13 protein-coding genes are annotated in these 15,677 nt (G+C 46.4%); 3 read left to right on the top strand and 10 right to left on the bottom strand.

The window, feature by feature from the left end; all coding sequences use genetic code 11:
- Positions 1–220: 220 nt before the first annotated feature.
- Positions 221–1,540, bottom strand: a complete 1,320-nt coding sequence (locus MHI06_RS05695; protein WP_340400775.1) for a glycoside hydrolase family 125 protein — start codon at positions 1,538–1,540, stop codon at positions 221–223.
- Between the two features lie 433 nt (positions 1,541–1,973).
- Here MHI06_RS05695 and MHI06_RS05690 point away from each other — a divergent pair, with 433 nt between their 5' ends.
- Positions 1,974–3,035, top strand: a complete 1,062-nt coding sequence (locus MHI06_RS05690; protein ID WP_340400774.1) for a LacI family DNA-binding transcriptional regulator — start codon at positions 1,974–1,976, stop codon at positions 3,033–3,035.
- A 216-nt stretch (positions 3,036–3,251) separates the two neighbouring features.
- Here the strand turns inward: MHI06_RS05690 and MHI06_RS05685 are convergent, their stop codons facing one another.
- The 3 genes from MHI06_RS05685 to MHI06_RS05675 all read right to left on the bottom strand — a co-directional run bounded on the left by MHI06_RS05685 (position 3,252) and on the right by MHI06_RS05675 (position 6,200).
- On the bottom strand, positions 3,252–4,871 hold the full coding sequence (locus MHI06_RS05685) for a hypothetical protein (RefSeq protein ID WP_340400773.1): 1,620 nt from the start codon (positions 4,869–4,871) through the stop codon (positions 3,252–3,254).
- On the bottom strand, positions 4,849–5,424 hold the full coding sequence (locus MHI06_RS05680) for an RNA polymerase sigma factor (RefSeq protein ID WP_340400772.1): 576 nt from the start codon (positions 5,422–5,424) through the stop codon (positions 4,849–4,851). Before MHI06_RS05680 ends, MHI06_RS05685 begins: the two co-directional genes overlap by 23 nt.
- 257 nt (positions 5,425–5,681) lie before the next feature.
- Positions 5,682–6,200, bottom strand: coding sequence for a mismatch-specific DNA-glycosylase (locus MHI06_RS05675; RefSeq protein WP_340400771.1), 519 nt, complete (start codon positions 6,198–6,200; stop codon positions 5,682–5,684).
- A 122-nt stretch (positions 6,201–6,322) separates the two neighbouring features.
- Here MHI06_RS05675 and MHI06_RS05670 point away from each other — a divergent pair, with 122 nt between their 5' ends.
- Positions 6,323–7,243, top strand: a complete 921-nt coding sequence (locus MHI06_RS05670; protein WP_339790792.1) for an AEC family transporter — start codon at positions 6,323–6,325, stop codon at positions 7,241–7,243.
- A gap of 64 nt (positions 7,244–7,307) precedes the next feature.
- On the opposite strand, the gene MHI06_RS05665 is transcribed toward MHI06_RS05670, so the two are convergent.
- Both MHI06_RS05665 and MHI06_RS05660 read right to left on the bottom strand, forming a co-directional pair.
- A protein-coding gene (locus tag MHI06_RS05665) for an IS3 family transposase (RefSeq protein WP_340402059.1) occupies positions 7,308–8,638 on the bottom strand; the annotation gives its coding sequence in 2 pieces (ribosomal slippage) (positions 7,308–8,257 and positions 8,257–8,638; 1,332 coding nt in all).
- 137 nt (positions 8,639–8,775) lie between these two features.
- On the bottom strand, positions 8,776–9,027 hold the full coding sequence (locus tag MHI06_RS05660) for a hypothetical protein (protein ID WP_062832925.1): 252 nt from the start codon (positions 9,025–9,027) through the stop codon (positions 8,776–8,778).
- Positions 9,028–9,300: 273 nt separating this feature from the next.
- On the opposite strand from MHI06_RS05660, the gene MHI06_RS05655 reads away from it, so the two are divergent.
- Entirely contained in the window at positions 9,301–9,693 is a 393-nt protein-coding gene (locus MHI06_RS05655) for a RidA family protein (RefSeq protein ID WP_169480294.1), read from the top strand.
- 126 nt (positions 9,694–9,819) lie between these two features.
- Here the strand turns inward: MHI06_RS05655 and MHI06_RS05650 are convergent, their stop codons facing one another.
- From MHI06_RS05650 to MHI06_RS05635, 4 genes are all read right to left on the bottom strand, one after another.
- Complete coding sequence (locus MHI06_RS05650; RefSeq protein ID WP_169480295.1) at positions 9,820–10,452, bottom strand: copper amine oxidase N-terminal domain-containing protein; 633 nt, start codon at positions 10,450–10,452, stop codon at positions 9,820–9,822.
- Between the two features lie 95 nt (positions 10,453–10,547).
- On the bottom strand, positions 10,548–13,226 hold the full coding sequence (locus tag MHI06_RS05645) for a polynucleotide kinase-phosphatase (protein ID WP_340400770.1): 2,679 nt from the start codon (positions 13,224–13,226) through the stop codon (positions 10,548–10,550).
- Positions 13,223–14,701 carry a 3' terminal RNA ribose 2'-O-methyltransferase Hen1 gene (locus MHI06_RS05640; protein ID WP_340400769.1) on the bottom strand — a complete coding sequence of 493 codons (1,479 nt, stop codon included), beginning with the start codon at positions 14,699–14,701 and terminating at the stop codon, positions 13,223–13,225. The genes MHI06_RS05645 and MHI06_RS05640 overlap by 4 nt, the downstream gene beginning before the upstream one ends.
- Before the next feature lie 18 nt (positions 14,702–14,719).
- Positions 14,720–15,514: a nucleotidyltransferase domain-containing protein gene (locus tag MHI06_RS05635; RefSeq protein WP_340400768.1), complete on the bottom strand. Its 795-nt coding sequence runs from the start codon at positions 15,512–15,514 to the stop codon at positions 14,720–14,722.
- Positions 15,515–15,677: the final 163 nt, after the last annotated feature.

Raw genomic sequence — 15,677 nt, 5'->3', positions numbered from 1 at the left:
TTTTAAAAATGATATCGTTCAAAAACAGTCGCGCTCGATAGTAAAAGCAGTGCAGGGAACGAAATCGATTCTGAAGAAGCAAAGCGTTCGCCTTTATCACCGGATTTCGACTTTACAAAAGTCGATCAGGAAATCCGGGGATAACAGCGATCAAAAGAACGATTCGTAACCGGAACGGCTGCTTCGCGAGCAGTGAGCATCTTTTTGAACTTTCATCATTTTATAGAATTCCTTTCTTCATTGCCTTATACACCAGTTGCGAGAACAGACTATTGGACCAGGCAAACCACGGTCTGGTGAATGTGTTGGGATCATCGGCGTGGAAACCCTCATGCATATATCCGGTACCCGCATCCGTGTTTTCCAGCAATTCAATCATCGCCAGCATCTCTTCGTCATTGTCTGCGGTGAGCCCCTGCATGGATAGCGCCATGTGCCAGATGTATCCCGGAGGGGTGTGCGGGCTACCAATGCCTTTCGCTACCTTCCCCTCATAGTAGAACGGATTTTCTTTGCTCAAGATGAATCGACGTGTGTTCTGATACACCATGTCTTCAATCGAAGCATACTCCATATACGGAATGGACATCAGCCCAGGTGTGCCTGCATCATCCATCAGACAATAGTTACCGTAACCGTCCGTCTCATAAGCATAAATTTGCCCATACTCTGGATGACGATAAGTACCGTACAGGGAGATACCGTGTCGTATTTCTTCTTCTAAACGAGCCATCCGGCTTACCAGTTGTTCATCGCGGAACACCCACTTCGCGACCTCCCCCATCTGCCGCAAGGTTACCGCAGCGAACATGTTCGCCGGAATATTATAATGAAAATCACAGGCATCATCGCTTGGACGAAATCCAGACCAGATCATGCCCGTATAATTCACGGGCATTCCCAATCCTTCATTACGAAGGGTATCATGGGCTGGACAATTGCGACGCATGAACCGGTAAGGTGATTGCTCTGCGTGTTGCTGTTCTGTCTCCCATAGTTGAACGATACTCTCCATCACTTTTTTGAAACGTTCATCAAATATATCCGTGAGTTCCGTCTCCCGCCAATATGTATAAGCCAGCTTCATGGAGAAACAAAGAGAATCCAGCTCAAACTTCCGTTCCCAAACCCAAGGTGACATCTCCGTCTCATCATTGGCATCCCAATGCCATCCATTCGCCGTCTCATTGAATGCATTAGCATAGATATCCTTATCAGCATAGAATGTATGCCTTTTGATCAGTCCTCCGATGATACGCTGTAAATTCTCGTCATCCTTCGCAAGCGGAACATAATGCATGACCTGCTCTACCGAATCTCTTAACCACATCGCGGGAATATCCCCTGTAATTACAAAGGTTGTTCCATCCTCTAATAGCTTCGTGGTCGTTTCCAGTGTATTCGGAAAACAATTTCGAAACTGCGCCAGCAATCTCGGTCGATGTTGCAAACGCTCGTCCGCCTCAGTCAGAATATCCTGCACAGCTTGTGGCAATTCCAAATGTGGCATAGGGATTTTCGGTAATCTGAACTGTTCCATGGATGTCGTCTCCTTTGAATTGGTTATTTAAGTTCAGCTAATAAATTTTTACACCAGCACTCCGATTGCAGAATAACCTTCCGATCGCTGTTATCCCCAGATTTCTTGATTCCCATTTGAAAAGGGGAAATCCGGTGATAAAGGCGAACACTTCGCTTCTTCAGATTATTTCTGCCCTCTCCGTTATCGTGTAAATGTTTAGTTGAACATATGTAGATTGGATCTAGCACTCCAATTTATATTGTTATTTTTGTTATGATAAATTATAATAACATTATTATTTGTAAGTGTACTGTGTCAGAAGATGATCGTCAATTCATAAAGGTCATCTCATTGAAAATTCAATTCACTATTTACATCTGCAAATTGCATTCATTTAATGGATTGGCTCATTGGATTTATGCAAACTGCTCACATACGAAGGAGTAATGATATGTCACGTAAAGTATCCATTCAGACGCTGGCTGACCAGCTCGGATTATCCAAATATGCCGTCTCCCGCGCACTCAGCGGCAAGACGGGTGTTAGTGAAGCAACACGAGCACGGGTACTGGAACTCGCTCGGGCTCTGGGGTATCGCCAAAGTACTCCAGGTGCTACCAATAGTCCTACTGCTGCTAACCATGCAGATCCGTCCGACCCACCGTTTGCTCTCATATGCATGAATCAGCTCAACCGCGGTGAACCTCACTACTGGCAACGTGTTCTGTCAGGTATGATCTCCGCATGTAATGAGCGTGGCTGGCATCATGCTATTGTATCTCCCTCACTCGGAGTGACGGATGAGAACACCTCTCCCGAAAAAGCCATTGCTCCTCACTTGGACTGGGAACGTTGTGCCGGGATTATTGTCATGGGGGCTTTTCCTCATACAGTTCTGCAACGGCTCTCTCAGACGGGTCGGCCTATAATTCTCGTAGATCATCAGGAACCATTGCTGAATTGTGATACGATCAGCCATGATAATCTGGAAGCAGGTATCACCGTTGCAAGGTATTTAATGTCGATGCAGTGCAAGCGGATCGGCCTCATCACAGATGACGGTCGTGCTGCGAGCTTTGCCCAGCGGAAAATCGGGATTGAGTTGGCTTTGAACCATTTCCATGTGGACACCAGTCATACGACCAGCTTTAGAGAATGGAACATTCCGTATGAGAACGGCGAATGGGTTAACCAATTGGCCACCAAAATTCAAAACATGCCAGATGACGAACGTCCTGACGCCTGGATCGGTGTTAATGATGATATTGCCTTGCAATGGATGCACAAACTACAGGAGATAGGCATCTCCACGCCTAAAGATTGCCTTGTGATCGGTATCGACAATGTACACTCTGCGGTTACGTCCTCCCCGCCCCTGACCACGGTTAATCTGTGCAAAGAGGAGCTTGGACAGCGCGCCGTCGAGGCGTTACAACGCCGGATCGAACGACCGGGAACACCGAAAGAGACGGTTATGTTATCGACTACGTTGATTCCAAGGGAATCGGCGTAACTCGGAAAGGGTACTCTTTTTCGAAGATGAATTCGTTAGGTACATGTATTTCCCGTAAATCTGGGGCATACGAAAGAGGCCCCGCATACCAATATGCAGGGTCTCTTTCGTGTATTAGGCTTATACCTTATATATCTATACATCCACACTTAAATCTGTTAATCCATCTATCCTTATATCATCCATTCGAAGCTTCATTTACTTCATGTCTGAGAATTATTTTAGCCAAGGCAGGCTATCGTACGACGGAAGATTCACTTCCCAATTCACATCACGATACTCACGGTTAACTGCAGTTCGTTTCAAAGTGAATTTCGTTCCATTTTCTTTTTTATAACCATGGATAATCAACCTGAGATCACTTACGATGTATTCTTCGTTTTTATTTGGCTGATTCGTAGTTCCCATCACTTCAACGGGATACTCCTTTCCTTCATGATCTATAGCCACCCATTGATCTCCATTAATATCATTTTGGAAAGTCCCTACTCCCTCCAAAACAAGAGAAGAGGTTCCTTCATAGTTTCTTTCAGGTAGCTTTAATGATTGCTGCACTGGCCAATAATTGTATTTGGAAAATAAAACTTCATCTCCAAACTGTTCAAATCGTAGTACGTAGGTGTAGAACTCAGCATCCTTACGCATCTTATCTAGGTCCACTCCCACGGATTTCTCTTCCCTGACTGGAATGGTATATCCATCCAGAACAAAGCGAATGTTCTTCGCATCTACCGTTACCAAAGTAGGGTCCCATGTCTCAGACAACTTCAACTGACCACCGTTCTGGTTCAGTTCGCTCAAATCTCGAAGACGGAACTTGGCTTCACGTGTATCCGGTCTGTTCCCATTGAATATTCGATACTCATTTGTTTCAGGGATTTCGATATGATACATAATGTCCATATCATTTGCCCAATCCTCATCTACTTTGGCACGAAGTTCATCATCCAGACTCACATTCAGGTCAAGCCGGGTTCCGTTTGGCGTGCGTACAAGCTGTGTCATATCGAGCTTCAGTCCTTCTGGCGTCGTATAGGTGTTATCCATAGAATTTTCAACAGCCAGTGACTTGGCTTGGGTCATATCGATCTTAAATTGGAAGCTCCAATCCACCGTAACATCTCTATCTTCGTAGGATCTCTTCTCATAATCATAATAACTGCCCATATTTAAATTACGCAGTTCCCCCCGCACGATCACCTGATCCGGAATTTCATCATGCAACTGGAATATCAATCGTTCGGTTACGGAACCCTTAGTTCTGGTATCTCTTGCAAGACTAGCAACCTGTCGCCCCTCTACATCCGTAACATGAATTCTCCCCATTTCAGACAGTAACCGCGATAACCCTAATCCATCAGGTGTTGTTTGTTGCATGGTCATTACCATATGAGATCTGTCTACAAGCACGTCTTCAATTTTAAGCGTGTAGCCCTGGTCATTGATATTGATATCCGGATTAACCACAAGTCCAAGAGGTTTAAGACGTTTGTAATCATCCGCAAAATAGGAATATTTCAATGCTTCAGGCACAGGTATGTTAGGCAATGGCAGACGATCCACAGCATTTACCGCGGGTTGTGCTGGCTCTGCTGTTCGTTCAAAAGCAAACCAGGCCCCTCCCGCAAGAATCACAACTGCCGCTGCGGCGATTCCAGTCCGGCGCATCCAATGCGTTCTCATGGATTTTTTCTCGAATGGATGCTGATCTTCTCCACTTTCCATGGACACGCCATCCAGCTTCTGCATGACCTTAAGCGTAAAATCTGCGTCCGGCTCCTCACGATACAGGTGCTCCTCCCACATCCGATCTTCATCCCTTGAAATAGGCTTCATACGTAGCTAAACCTCCTTTGCGTTCCATTTGCTTCCTCAGCGTCTTTTTCCCGCGATAAAGGGCGTTTCGTACTTTGGTTGAACTCATGCCTGTAATATCCGCAATCTCTTCATAGCTCAACTCGTTTGTGTACTTCAGTAATAACACCAGACGATACGATTCAGGTAATTGTTCGAGCTGGCGATATATTTCACGCTGCATCTCTTTATGCAGCACACGTTTTTCCGGTGTTTCATTACTGACAGGTTCGATCGCCCGATCGACCGGAGACATGACGGGTTTCTTTTCCCGTATAAAATCCCGCATCCTATTCACCGCAATGGTATACACCCACGACGAGAAACTGCTTTCCTCCCGCCTCGACGGGAGATAACGATAGATGCGAATAAACGTATCCTGAGCGAGATCCTGTGCATCCGGATGACTCGCGCCCATTCCGCGCATAATGCCGTAGACTTTATTTTTATATCGATCCACAAGCACGGAGAACAACTGCTTATCCCCTGCAACAATGCGCTGAATAAGCTCCTCCTCCGGTATCTGTTGAGTCATGTAATCCCCCTTCTCTACAGCTTCCATGCATGGTTCTGTACTATATAGACGGAAGACGTTTCCGAAACCTCTCACTTTATCCAAAAAAAAGAATTCGCCCTATCGGCGAAGCCGACTGGGTGAACTCTGCGTACCTACATTCTGTGATCGCCGCTGCACATTCTCTACAGGTTTCGTAATGAATCTTCTCGCAACCCCAATTACACATTCCGTGGTAGCCTCTTTCTGCTACCTTTTGTCTCTCCTGTCCTTCTTACCTATTCATTTTCCCCGTTCTTCTCCGCAACAAAATCAGCGAGCTGTGAATAGATCGCCACAATCTCATCCATCGACATGCGTACGAGTCCACTGGACGACGGAGCGACGAACTCCTGAATCTCCTTGACGACCGGGTCGTCCTGGAATCCCCATTGCACTTTGGCGCGCTTGCTGTACTGGGTGTATACGCCTTTTCCAACAAAACAGGCGATGTCCGGTCGATAGTCCTCCAGCTTTTGCCGTAAAATCTGGCGTCCTTCTGCATACTCTTCCTTCGAAATATCTTCCACACCTCTGGTGGGCCGGGCCACAATATTCGTGAATCCATACCCCAGCTTCAGCAACTCTCCATCCTCCTGTGCATCGTATAAACGCGGGGTTAATCCCGACCGTTCAAGAATGCGCCAGAACCGGTTTCCTTTGTAAGCATAATGATGACCCGTCTCTCCAGACGTAATGCTCGGATTGAAGCCAATAAACAGAATCGATAAACCAACATCCAGATGATCTGGAATCATAATGGGAATCCCCCTTATCTTTTTTAGTCAATTCACGCTTTCATGTGTGTATAAAATGATATAATAAGCAAAGCATTTTCGAAATCGGATTGAAATTTTCATGAAAAAGGAAGCTGAAACTGATGATTGCAGACATCATGCTTGAAGTCGTCCTGCCCGTCTTTCTTCTGATCGCCGTCGGGTCCTGGATGCAAAAGGTGTTCAAGCTGGACTTGTACACCCTCGCCAAAATCAATTTCTATTGTATTACCCCCGCAGCCGTCTTTATGAGCATGTATCACTCGGATATGTCCGGCGAACTGCTCGGGACTGTGACACTCTTTTACGCAATATATGTATTAATTCTCTATATTGTAGGTTCTGTATTTGCGCGATCGCTTCGGATGAATAAAGGCATGAAGGCTGCCTTCAATAACAGCATTATGCTGGATAACGCAGGCAACTATGGACTGCCCATCAATGCACTGGTATTCCGCGGCGACCCACTCGCCTCTTCCATTCAGGCGCTGGTCATGTCTTTGCAGGCACTACTTACATTCACCTATGGCGTGTTGTCCATTCAGGGCGCGAAGCTCAAAGGTAATTACCGTGCGGTGATTATTGGATTTCTTAAAATGCCCGTTCCGTATGCGCTCTTGCTTGGAATTCTGTTCCACATGTGGAAGGTTCCCTTGCCTACGTTCCTGTCCATGCCGCTGACCTATGCGCAGCAAAGTATGGTTGCCGTGGCGCTGTTGACACTCGGAGCACAGATTGTAAAATATCCGATTCGGCTATACCGTCTTGATGTGTATATTAGCACATTTTTGCGTCTTCTGATTGGCCCCGCTATCGGTATTTCAATTGTGCTACTGCTGGGACTGGAAGGCATCGCTGCACAGGCACTCATTATCGCTTCGGGTATGCCGACCGGTGTCAACGCATCCATCCTCGCGGAAGAATATGATAACGAACCGGATTTTGCAGCCCAGACAGTACTAATCTCAACGCTCTTGAACATCATTACAATTACGGCACTAATCTCTTATGCCAAAACGTTCTGAAATAAAAAAACAAGTCCATGACCCATTAAAGTGTACCCTTTGTAAAGGACATTTTGAAAAAAAACTAGGCAACTTGTTGAAGCTGCTGTCTGTATTTTACAGGCGGCAGCTTTTTCAAATTCCATTGCCCTCGATAATGATTATAGTACGTCATATAACTCTTAATTTCTCGTTTTACTTCTTCTAATGTTTCGCATTCTTTGATATTCGTTTCATCCTTAAAATGCCCAAAGAATGATTCTTGGGGAGCGTTATCCCAACAGTTTCCTCGTCGTGACATGGATTGAGTTAACCCCATTTTTTTCACTACGGATTGGAATTGTGGGTTCGTATAATGAAAGCCTTGATCGGAATGGATTAACGCATCTTTTGTGATATGTCGGTGTTTCTTCAATTGATGAAGCGTGTTCAGCGCAATGTCTATGCGTAACGAAGAAGACACTTCATACGCTAAAATCTCATTCGTCTGTGCGTCTTTCATGGTTGATAAATAAGCTCGCTGGTTGCCTTTGTACGTTAAATAGGTGATGTCGGTTAATAACACCTTTCCCGCCTCGCCTGGCTTAAAATTGCGCTGTAATTCGTTTGGACATGTGCGATGTTCTTTCGTTGCTTTTGCCATTCTACGGGCTGGATTAGCCTTTCGAATGGGACAGATGATTTCAAATTTCTTCATGATCCGACGAATCCGCTTCAAGTTGTACGTCATCTTGTACTGATTTTCTAATGTCATTTTAATTTGGCGTGCTCCTTTTTTACGTCCACGGAATCGATAGGCCTTTAAAATCATTTCCTTTACCATCTCATCTGCTTCGGCTTCAGCTATACGCTTTTGCGCTGATTTTTCAGTGAAGTAATTGTAATAACCCGAACGTGATACTTCCATAATATCGCATAGATAGCTGACCAACCGCTTCAATTTATACGTTCTGATCGTCCGATAAATGAGTTCAAACTTCAGCTCTACAGCCACTTTTATTTCTTTTTCAACATCTGCCTTTCGAGTAGATCGAGCTTTTTTAGCAGTTCATTTTCCGCTCGTAACAATTGATTTTTTGCTTCTAATCGTTCAATCTTTTGTTCTAATGTTAATTCACGTTCCGAAGGGCGACCTGAATTCGTTTTACGTGTATCCTGTAAGCCTTCTACACCCGCTTCACGATACGAAGCACGCCAACGTTTTCCAGAAGAACGGACACGCTCTAAACCAATACATTCAACATCTAAGCCCGCTTCTTCAAAAATGTCTCGTGGCAGTTTACCCTGTTCATTTTGTGCAATGAAATGGCGCTTAAATTCATCGGTATACGTAATCGCCTTTTCACTAACAGCGATCACATTTGGATTCCGTTTTAGTTGTTCTTGTTCTTTCTTCGTCAGTAATCTTTTCGTCATAACATTTCCGCTCCAACATCGTTTTTTTTCATTATAAACAAAGTACCCTATAAGATGGGCTTTTTTCAAAGTGTCCATCTTATAGGGTACATTTTACATGAGTAGGGTTGTGGGCTTGTTTTTTTGAAGTGCTAAAACTATGATTCAAACGTCGTTCGTTCCGGGAACTTGCCGCCTTCCCTGAATAAACATCGTACCAGTCGCTGCGCGGCTCGGTTAAAGAAAAAACTCGGGCTTACCCCATCCACCTGAACAGGTTCCAGCTCCTTCACACTTTCCTTGATCTTATTCATCTCAATGAGCCCCATCTTTCGCTCATTCGGTCCGAATCGATAAATAACCTTCTCATCGTCCTCCGTCTGTTTCACCAGCAGAATCATGGATGCCATACAGGTTACCCCCTATCGTTACGTTATGAGATTCCATTTCACTTGCCTACTATAATTATTACCCAGATTCTAGTGGAAGGATATAGGACTTAAGTTAGTTATAACTAACTTAAATATCCTGATATAAAGATTCTCTTAAATGAGTCGTTAGGCTTACAAACACCGTATTGACGCTATCCTTGTGGATAGTCACTGTCATGAAAGTGCGTACTGCCCAAGTCGTTTTTCTCCGTTTATACTAACCTTATCTTGAATTCCAAAGGAGAGAAACATATGACTACAGCTCAAATCTATAGCCACGGTGTACCGTGGGAAGAAGCATTTAGCGTCGCTCAGGGATACAGCGTTAACGGTACGATCTACATTGCAGGACAATTTTCGCATGATATGCAGGGGACGTTTATTGGTGTGGATGATATTGAAGCACAGGTTCGTCAGACACTGGATAACTTGGATCGTGTGCTCGCAGGATTCGATGTGACCAAGTCGAACATTGCTGAACTGGAGATTTTTCTGGTTCACCCGCAGGAGCATCTTGAGGCGTGTGTCGCCGTGTACAAAGAGTATATTGGTACTCATCGTCCGGCTGTCACGATGGTTGGGACATCGGGACTCGCCTTCCCACATCAACTGATTGAGATTCGTGCGGTTGCACATACGAACTGATCCACAATACCTCATACGTCCCAGCGCAAGATACGTTGTGCGATGAGGACTCCTCAAAATAAATACATCTGTATATGCAATAGAAGCAGGTTAGGATTAGCTCCCAACCTGCTTCTATATGATTTCTTATTCTTTCACTTTCACCGTCAGCGTATTACCGGATGAAGTGAGGGATGCTCCAAGCCCTTCTACCAAAACTCTGAGCGGAATGTACGTCGTTCCCTTAATTTCTTTGGGTGCTGCCTGCAGGGTGACCTCTTTCCCGTTCACCTTCACCTTTTTACTACCCAAGGTAAAGATTAGCTTGTACTTATCTTTGGTAACCGTAATAGTTTGAGTCTTACTGTCCCAAGATGTTTTGGCTTTCATTGCTTTGGCCATCTCACGTAGTGGTACAAGATTCGTGTTATTCATTACAATAGGAGATTCAGTGAAAATAACTTTGGAACCATTTACCTTCACCTGAACAGAAGACTTGATATATTCTGGTTTAGGAGCAGCTTTCTTTTGGGTTGCCGTTGAAGATTTGTTACTTTTCTTGGTACTTCCCGAACTGGATGAGCTTGAAGATGAAGATTTGGAACTCGAAGAGGAACCTCCGTTGTGATAATGATATTCCCCTTGTTTCAGACCCCATTTTGCACAGTTGGTGCGACAGGTGTGCCCTCCATTGGCATCTGTTCTTCCTGGGTGAGCAGACGCTACGGTAGCAAAAATCATGAACATGGCAAGCAAACTGCTTATTACTTTGATACGCATATGGATAACCTCCAGCAATTAGTTTGGCCAGAGTATCATACCATAATTACCCATACATTATAGGTGAATACATAAATTTATTTTCACATAACAGTTTACAAACGCGGGTCCACTCGCTCCGACTCCAGTGATAGCGTTGCCAGCACACATTCATGAATTCGTTCCACTGGCTCTCTACGTATAAAGCGCTCAATACCCTCCATCCCCAATGCACTCTCCATTAAGGCGTGGCGTTCTTTTTTGGATGTTTTGCGTTTACGAAGCCGGGACAGATTCTCGGGTGCCAGGTAATCCATACCATAGATGATGTGCAAATATGCACGTCCTCGTACTTTAATCGCAGGCTGAATCATTTTGTTGCTATTCCAGGCGCGGAATGTTTCGGGTTTGATCACAACTCCCTCATGGCCTTCCGCCGTAATCTCATCCCACCAACGAATGACATCCGCTTCATCTGCCTCACTTGTGATCACGCGATACTCCGTCTCCATCATCAGGGTCGACATGCGAGCGAACTCACGGTTCTGCTCCATATGCCATTCATGTGTTTGCTCCCAAAATGCTTCCGTGCTATGTGCCAGTGTGTGGAACGGCGCAATCCGAATGTCCCCGATATTCTCCACATCCCAGCAGTATTTCTGGAATACATCGCGGAACGTCTCAGCATTAGCGAGTTTACCTGCTGTCTGCTGCAACCAGTCATTTACATTACGGCCTGCCGCTTCAGCTTCGTGCAGTTTGCCCAGCACTGTAGAGCGATCCATGAGCGAGGCTTCGGCCACGTGTGCGTACTGTGAAGCAATCAGCTCACGCGCCTTCAGATTCCAAGGTACAATCTCCGCATCAAGCAGTACGAACTCCGTCCAATGACGATCAAAATAACCATCTGCGGTCAAGTCCGCATGTAACCTTAAGAGCACATCCTGCTCTGTCGAAGGGTCAAAAAAGGATCGGCCCGTCCGGGTCACAATGTTCCCCAGCATCGGTCGGCCCACTCGCTGCACCGCAGCTTGCTCATTGCGGAAAAGAAGCAAAATGGCCCGGCTGCCCATGTGTTTCTTCTCGGCAACCATACGGGTAACGCCCTGCGAGCGATAATACTGGAATGCATCCTGTGGATGCTCCAGGTATCCCTCTATAGAACATACACCCGGCGGAGGACTCATCGTAGGCGGGATGTAGATCAGTTCTTCCAGCGGAACAGTATAATGGGAAAACGTATCAATCGCCGTCTTCGCCACCTCACCGTGCACAGACACATCAAGTTTGGATGCTGTCTGAACCGTAAAACCCTCCTTGAACTTACGTATATTAGGTGGAGCAAAACGCCGCTGTTCCCAGCGCTTTAATGGACTATCCGGATCTGCCGCATAATCCTGCTTGGCCGGAACACTGACTGCCTCACGTTCTGGCATTCGCCAAGCAGTAAGCATACCACCAAAAACGACACCTTGATCAATGTTGACCGTATCATTCACAATCGTAGGATATGGACGGGGATCATGCCCCCAGACGATGCATTCACCTGAATTGTGATCCACGTACCAATCCTTGCGTACAGGCCGACCTTGCTCATCCGTCCCTTCCACATCGCCATACCGGCAGTAATCTTGAATACGTTTGGACTGTTTTCCGATAAAATGATCTCGAATCCCTGCGTGTGCAACAACCACTTGTCTTACCCCATTGCGAGAAAAGACCAGATGAGATGGTGCATCAAGCAGAAAGGTCTTAAGCTCTGCGCGTACTCGCTTTGCTGTCTCCTGACCTTGCTCCTGCTCAAGCTGTAGCAGTTCCATCTCCACCCGTTCGTCACCATGACTCAGCGTAACGTCACGACCATCCAGATAACGTGCGATCTTCCAGCCGTGATTACTGTCAATCATGTAGGCGAGCTCGGCGGCACAATGACGTTGCCAGAACAACAGACATTGTAACGACTCTGGACCACGGCTCGTTACGTCACCAACGGAGACCAATTTACGTCCTTCAGGGTGACGGTACAGACCAGTTCCGTCCTGGTCCACATACCCGAGGCGCACGATTAATTCCATCATCTCATCATAACAACCGTGAATATCTCCGATGATATCAATACCTGTACCCATGTCGGTCACCAGCGGATTGGATGTGCGGACAAACGTAATCTCATCCGGCTGCTTCAGCACATAACTGGCATCGAAGCCATCCTCACGGATCGAGCGTAATGTACGCTTGAACTGCTGCACCTGTTGCTTCACCCGTTGACGTCCACGCGGATATTCCCGCCGAGCATCACGTTCCAGCAGTTCTTTTTCCGGGATATCCAGCACCACAGCAATTACAGGCACATGAGCTTTCCTTGCCACCTGAATCAGACGCTCGCGATCCTCGGGATACAGATGTGTCGCATCCACCCAGGTCAGCTTGTTCAGACGGCAGCGGGTGGCCAGCATGGCCTCCATCGCTTCAAATGCTTTCGCCGATACTTGCTGATACTCGGCATAGATCACATCCGCTTCGCTGCGGGGACGATGTTTCCAATCCACATACTCATCATCTCCAACCAGCATGCGGAATTGATCGGATGAGACGGCTTCCGTGCGGCGAATGACACTTTCTGCGACGAGACGATCCAACAACGTACTTTTGCCACTGTTAGACGGGCCGACAAGAACAACGATGCCTGCATGAGGCAGACGAATCTCACGCTGTCTTCCCTCCGTCCCACTTTCTCGATTCTGCTGCCGTCTACCTGCACCCGCTACTTCGTTAGATTCCGTTTCTTTCCTCATGATAGACTCTCCTTTCTCCGCTCAAAAATGACCAGTTGGGTAGGCTGTCCATAACCTTCTACATGCTCACCGATACCCTTAATTTCATAGCCATAGTTTCCGTGCTGCGCCCATTCCTCACACCGGGAAGCAAGCTCCGCACGGGTCCACTCAAAGCGATGATCATGGTGACGGAAACTTTCCTGCTCCATTGCGTACACTTCGTTATATTCCTTGTTCGGTGTAGTGACCAACAACACTTCTGGCTGATAATCGTTCATGATTGTATCCATAATTCCGTTCAGACGATATTCCTCGATATGCTCAATGACTTCGCACAGGATCATGACGTCCTGGTTTTGCATCTGTTCGTCAAAATAAAACAATGAACCGATGATCGGCTCCGGCATAGCCGCCACTCCAGAACGACCCTCCAGCTTCGCAAAACGCTCCATGGCTCGAAGTCGTGACTGGCTTGAAGGTTCGACTGCCAGAATTGATTCCACTCCGGGAATGTAGGATAAGCGGGCAGAAAGCTTGCCCTCACCGGCCCCCATATCAACAATGCTCCGTTTGATTGGCAACGCTGCAACCACATCTGTAATCGCACGATAACGCAACTCGTTTAACCGCACTGGAGGTTCAGATTGTCCGCTATCTGACTCGGACCCCGAATGCCCTTGTTCTCCTTCTTCCCGATGTCCCACGTTATTCTCCTGAATGACCGTATCGGTGACTTGAGCTATTCCGCTCTCCTGTCCAAAAGACACAGACAAAGCACCCTCTTGACGCTCATACTGCCGGATCAGTTCGGCAAAACGCAACGTACGCTTCACAATGAGCTCCTTCAGTGGGTGAGCATCCAGCCACCCTTCACCATATCGTTTGATTTTATCGATCTCATCTTCACTGATGAAATAATGTTTGTAATTATCCAGCACTGGAATCAGCAGGAACAGCTGACGCAGTGCATGTTGTACCGTGTTACGACCACGCAGGATGATATGGCGAACCGTACTTCTATTTTTCAGATCAAATGAATACGAAAGTTCTCCACGTTCCACCGAAACGGCGTAACCTAATGGAGAGAATAATTCCTCAACAACCCGATCCGGCAGATCGGACGCCACTGGGCCAAAGGTCAGTTCCAACTCGAAAGCATGACCTACCCATTGCACATAATCTTCCTTCGGCTTACCATTCAGGGCCGTCCCGAGCGCCCCACGTATGTAAGAGCAGAACAGGCTGCTGGTCACGAACTCACGATCATTGATATATTGCGTAATGTCATACCCATCAGGTGTACCTCTGACCAGATCCACAGGATCAGGCTCGGCATGAATTAGTACTTCTGTTTCGTTCTCTGTAGCCGTAGTGTACACCATTCTTACACGCACACCTTTGTCTACACGGTCATATATATTCAGCGGATTTTTAGCTAACAAATGGGATACAGCCCCCGCGTCAGTGCCGCTTGCTTTCAAGATTAGATGCATCGGTTCTCCTCCTTTGATTCAATTCCATACCTCTTGCAATGCAAATCGGAAAATCTGGTCCAATTCTTCAAATTCAATTATTTGCTCATTCTCCATCTGTCCGGCAAGTCTGTCAAGATGTTCGATTCTCTCCGCCAAAAAAGCCTGTATTGCCGGCAACTGCGGCTCCAGATCCAGTTCCTCGCCCGCCTTTTTCCGGCGCAGCAACTCATGAATCTCCGAATATAGCGGTGTCGTCGCAGGTACAAGTTCTTGCACCAGCTCTTCGAATGCCATAGGTGGCATCGCATCATAACGTTCGATCCAGCCACAAGCCAGTAAGGGGCGCAGCACGTAAAAATACTTTTTGATCTTCACCTGGTCCCCTTGTAAATAATCCCGAAAATTGCCCTTTGCCATATTCAGATAATGATACATACAGGACTTGGGCGAGAAGGTCAAAGGCGACAATGCACGGATATGCTGTGCCACACTATACTGTTCATCATACTGAATGGGTGATTGTAGCCACTCCAACAGTGGGGGATTGGATTTGCGGAACAGCTTCAACGCCTTGCGTAAATCCCAACCATTGATGTCGAGCTGATCACTGATCGGGCGTTCGATAACATCCCTTTTATCCTCAATCGACAAGTACCATTCCAGCGGTCTTACATATAAGAAACGCACATCATAGTCACTATCCTGTGAAGGAAACCCCCATGCCCGACTGCCTGATTCACAGGCATAGATGATCCGTACCTGCTCCTCCTGTTCAATCTGCTTCAATTGTTGTCTGATCATATCTTTCATTTCTTCATGAACATAGGTCATCGTCAGTTGCCTCCTTTAAACATAATTGCTTTATATATCACGGATTACCATTCCCGTTACAGATCGTTTCCCGGATGAATTCAAGTCTGCTACTCTGCTCTATGCCCTCATTATGCCTCACACATCTGCACACGAACATGGCAAAAGTATGACGACCTTCATA

Source organism: Paenibacillus sp. FSL H8-0079, from assembly GCF_037991315.1.
In the GTDB taxonomy this organism is placed as follows: Bacteria; Bacillota; Bacilli; order Paenibacillales; family Paenibacillaceae; genus Paenibacillus.
The sequence above is the reverse complement of the archived record's forward strand: the minus strand, read 5'-3'. Positions and strand labels throughout refer to the sequence as shown.

Excerpts from the sequence above, each read along its gene's own strand:
- MHI06_RS05695 (WP_340400775.1), bottom strand. The coding sequence starts at position 1,540 with ATGGAACAGTTCAGATTACCGAAAATCCCTATGCCACATTTGGAATTG.
- MHI06_RS05690 (WP_340400774.1), top strand. The coding sequence starts at position 1,974 with ATGTCACGTAAAGTATCCATTCAGACGCTGGCTGACCAGCTCGGATTA.
- MHI06_RS05685 (WP_340400773.1), bottom strand. The coding sequence starts at position 4,871 with ATGAAGCCTATTTCAAGGGATGAAGATCGGATGTGGGAGGAGCACCTG.
- MHI06_RS05680 (WP_340400772.1), bottom strand. The coding sequence starts at position 5,424 with ATGACTCAACAGATACCGGAGGAGGAGCTTATTCAGCGCATTGTTGCA.
- MHI06_RS05675 (WP_340400771.1), bottom strand. The coding sequence starts at position 6,200 with ATGATTCCAGATCATCTGGATGTTGGTTTATCGATTCTGTTTATTGGC.
- MHI06_RS05670 (WP_339790792.1), top strand. The coding sequence starts at position 6,323 with ATGATTGCAGACATCATGCTTGAAGTCGTCCTGCCCGTCTTTCTTCTG.
- MHI06_RS05660 (WP_062832925.1), bottom strand. The coding sequence starts at position 9,027 with ATGGCATCCATGATTCTGCTGGTGAAACAGACGGAGGACGATGAGAAG.
- MHI06_RS05655 (WP_169480294.1), top strand. The coding sequence starts at position 9,301 with ATGACTACAGCTCAAATCTATAGCCACGGTGTACCGTGGGAAGAAGCA.
- MHI06_RS05650 (WP_169480295.1), bottom strand. The coding sequence starts at position 10,452 with ATGCGTATCAAAGTAATAAGCAGTTTGCTTGCCATGTTCATGATTTTT.
- MHI06_RS05645 (WP_340400770.1), bottom strand. The coding sequence starts at position 13,226 with ATGAGGAAAGAAACGGAATCTAACGAAGTAGCGGGTGCAGGTAGACGG.
- MHI06_RS05640 (WP_340400769.1), bottom strand. The coding sequence starts at position 14,701 with ATGCATCTAATCTTGAAAGCAAGCGGCACTGACGCGGGGGCTGTATCC.
- MHI06_RS05635 (WP_340400768.1), bottom strand. The coding sequence starts at position 15,514 with ATGACCTATGTTCATGAAGAAATGAAAGATATGATCAGACAACAATTG.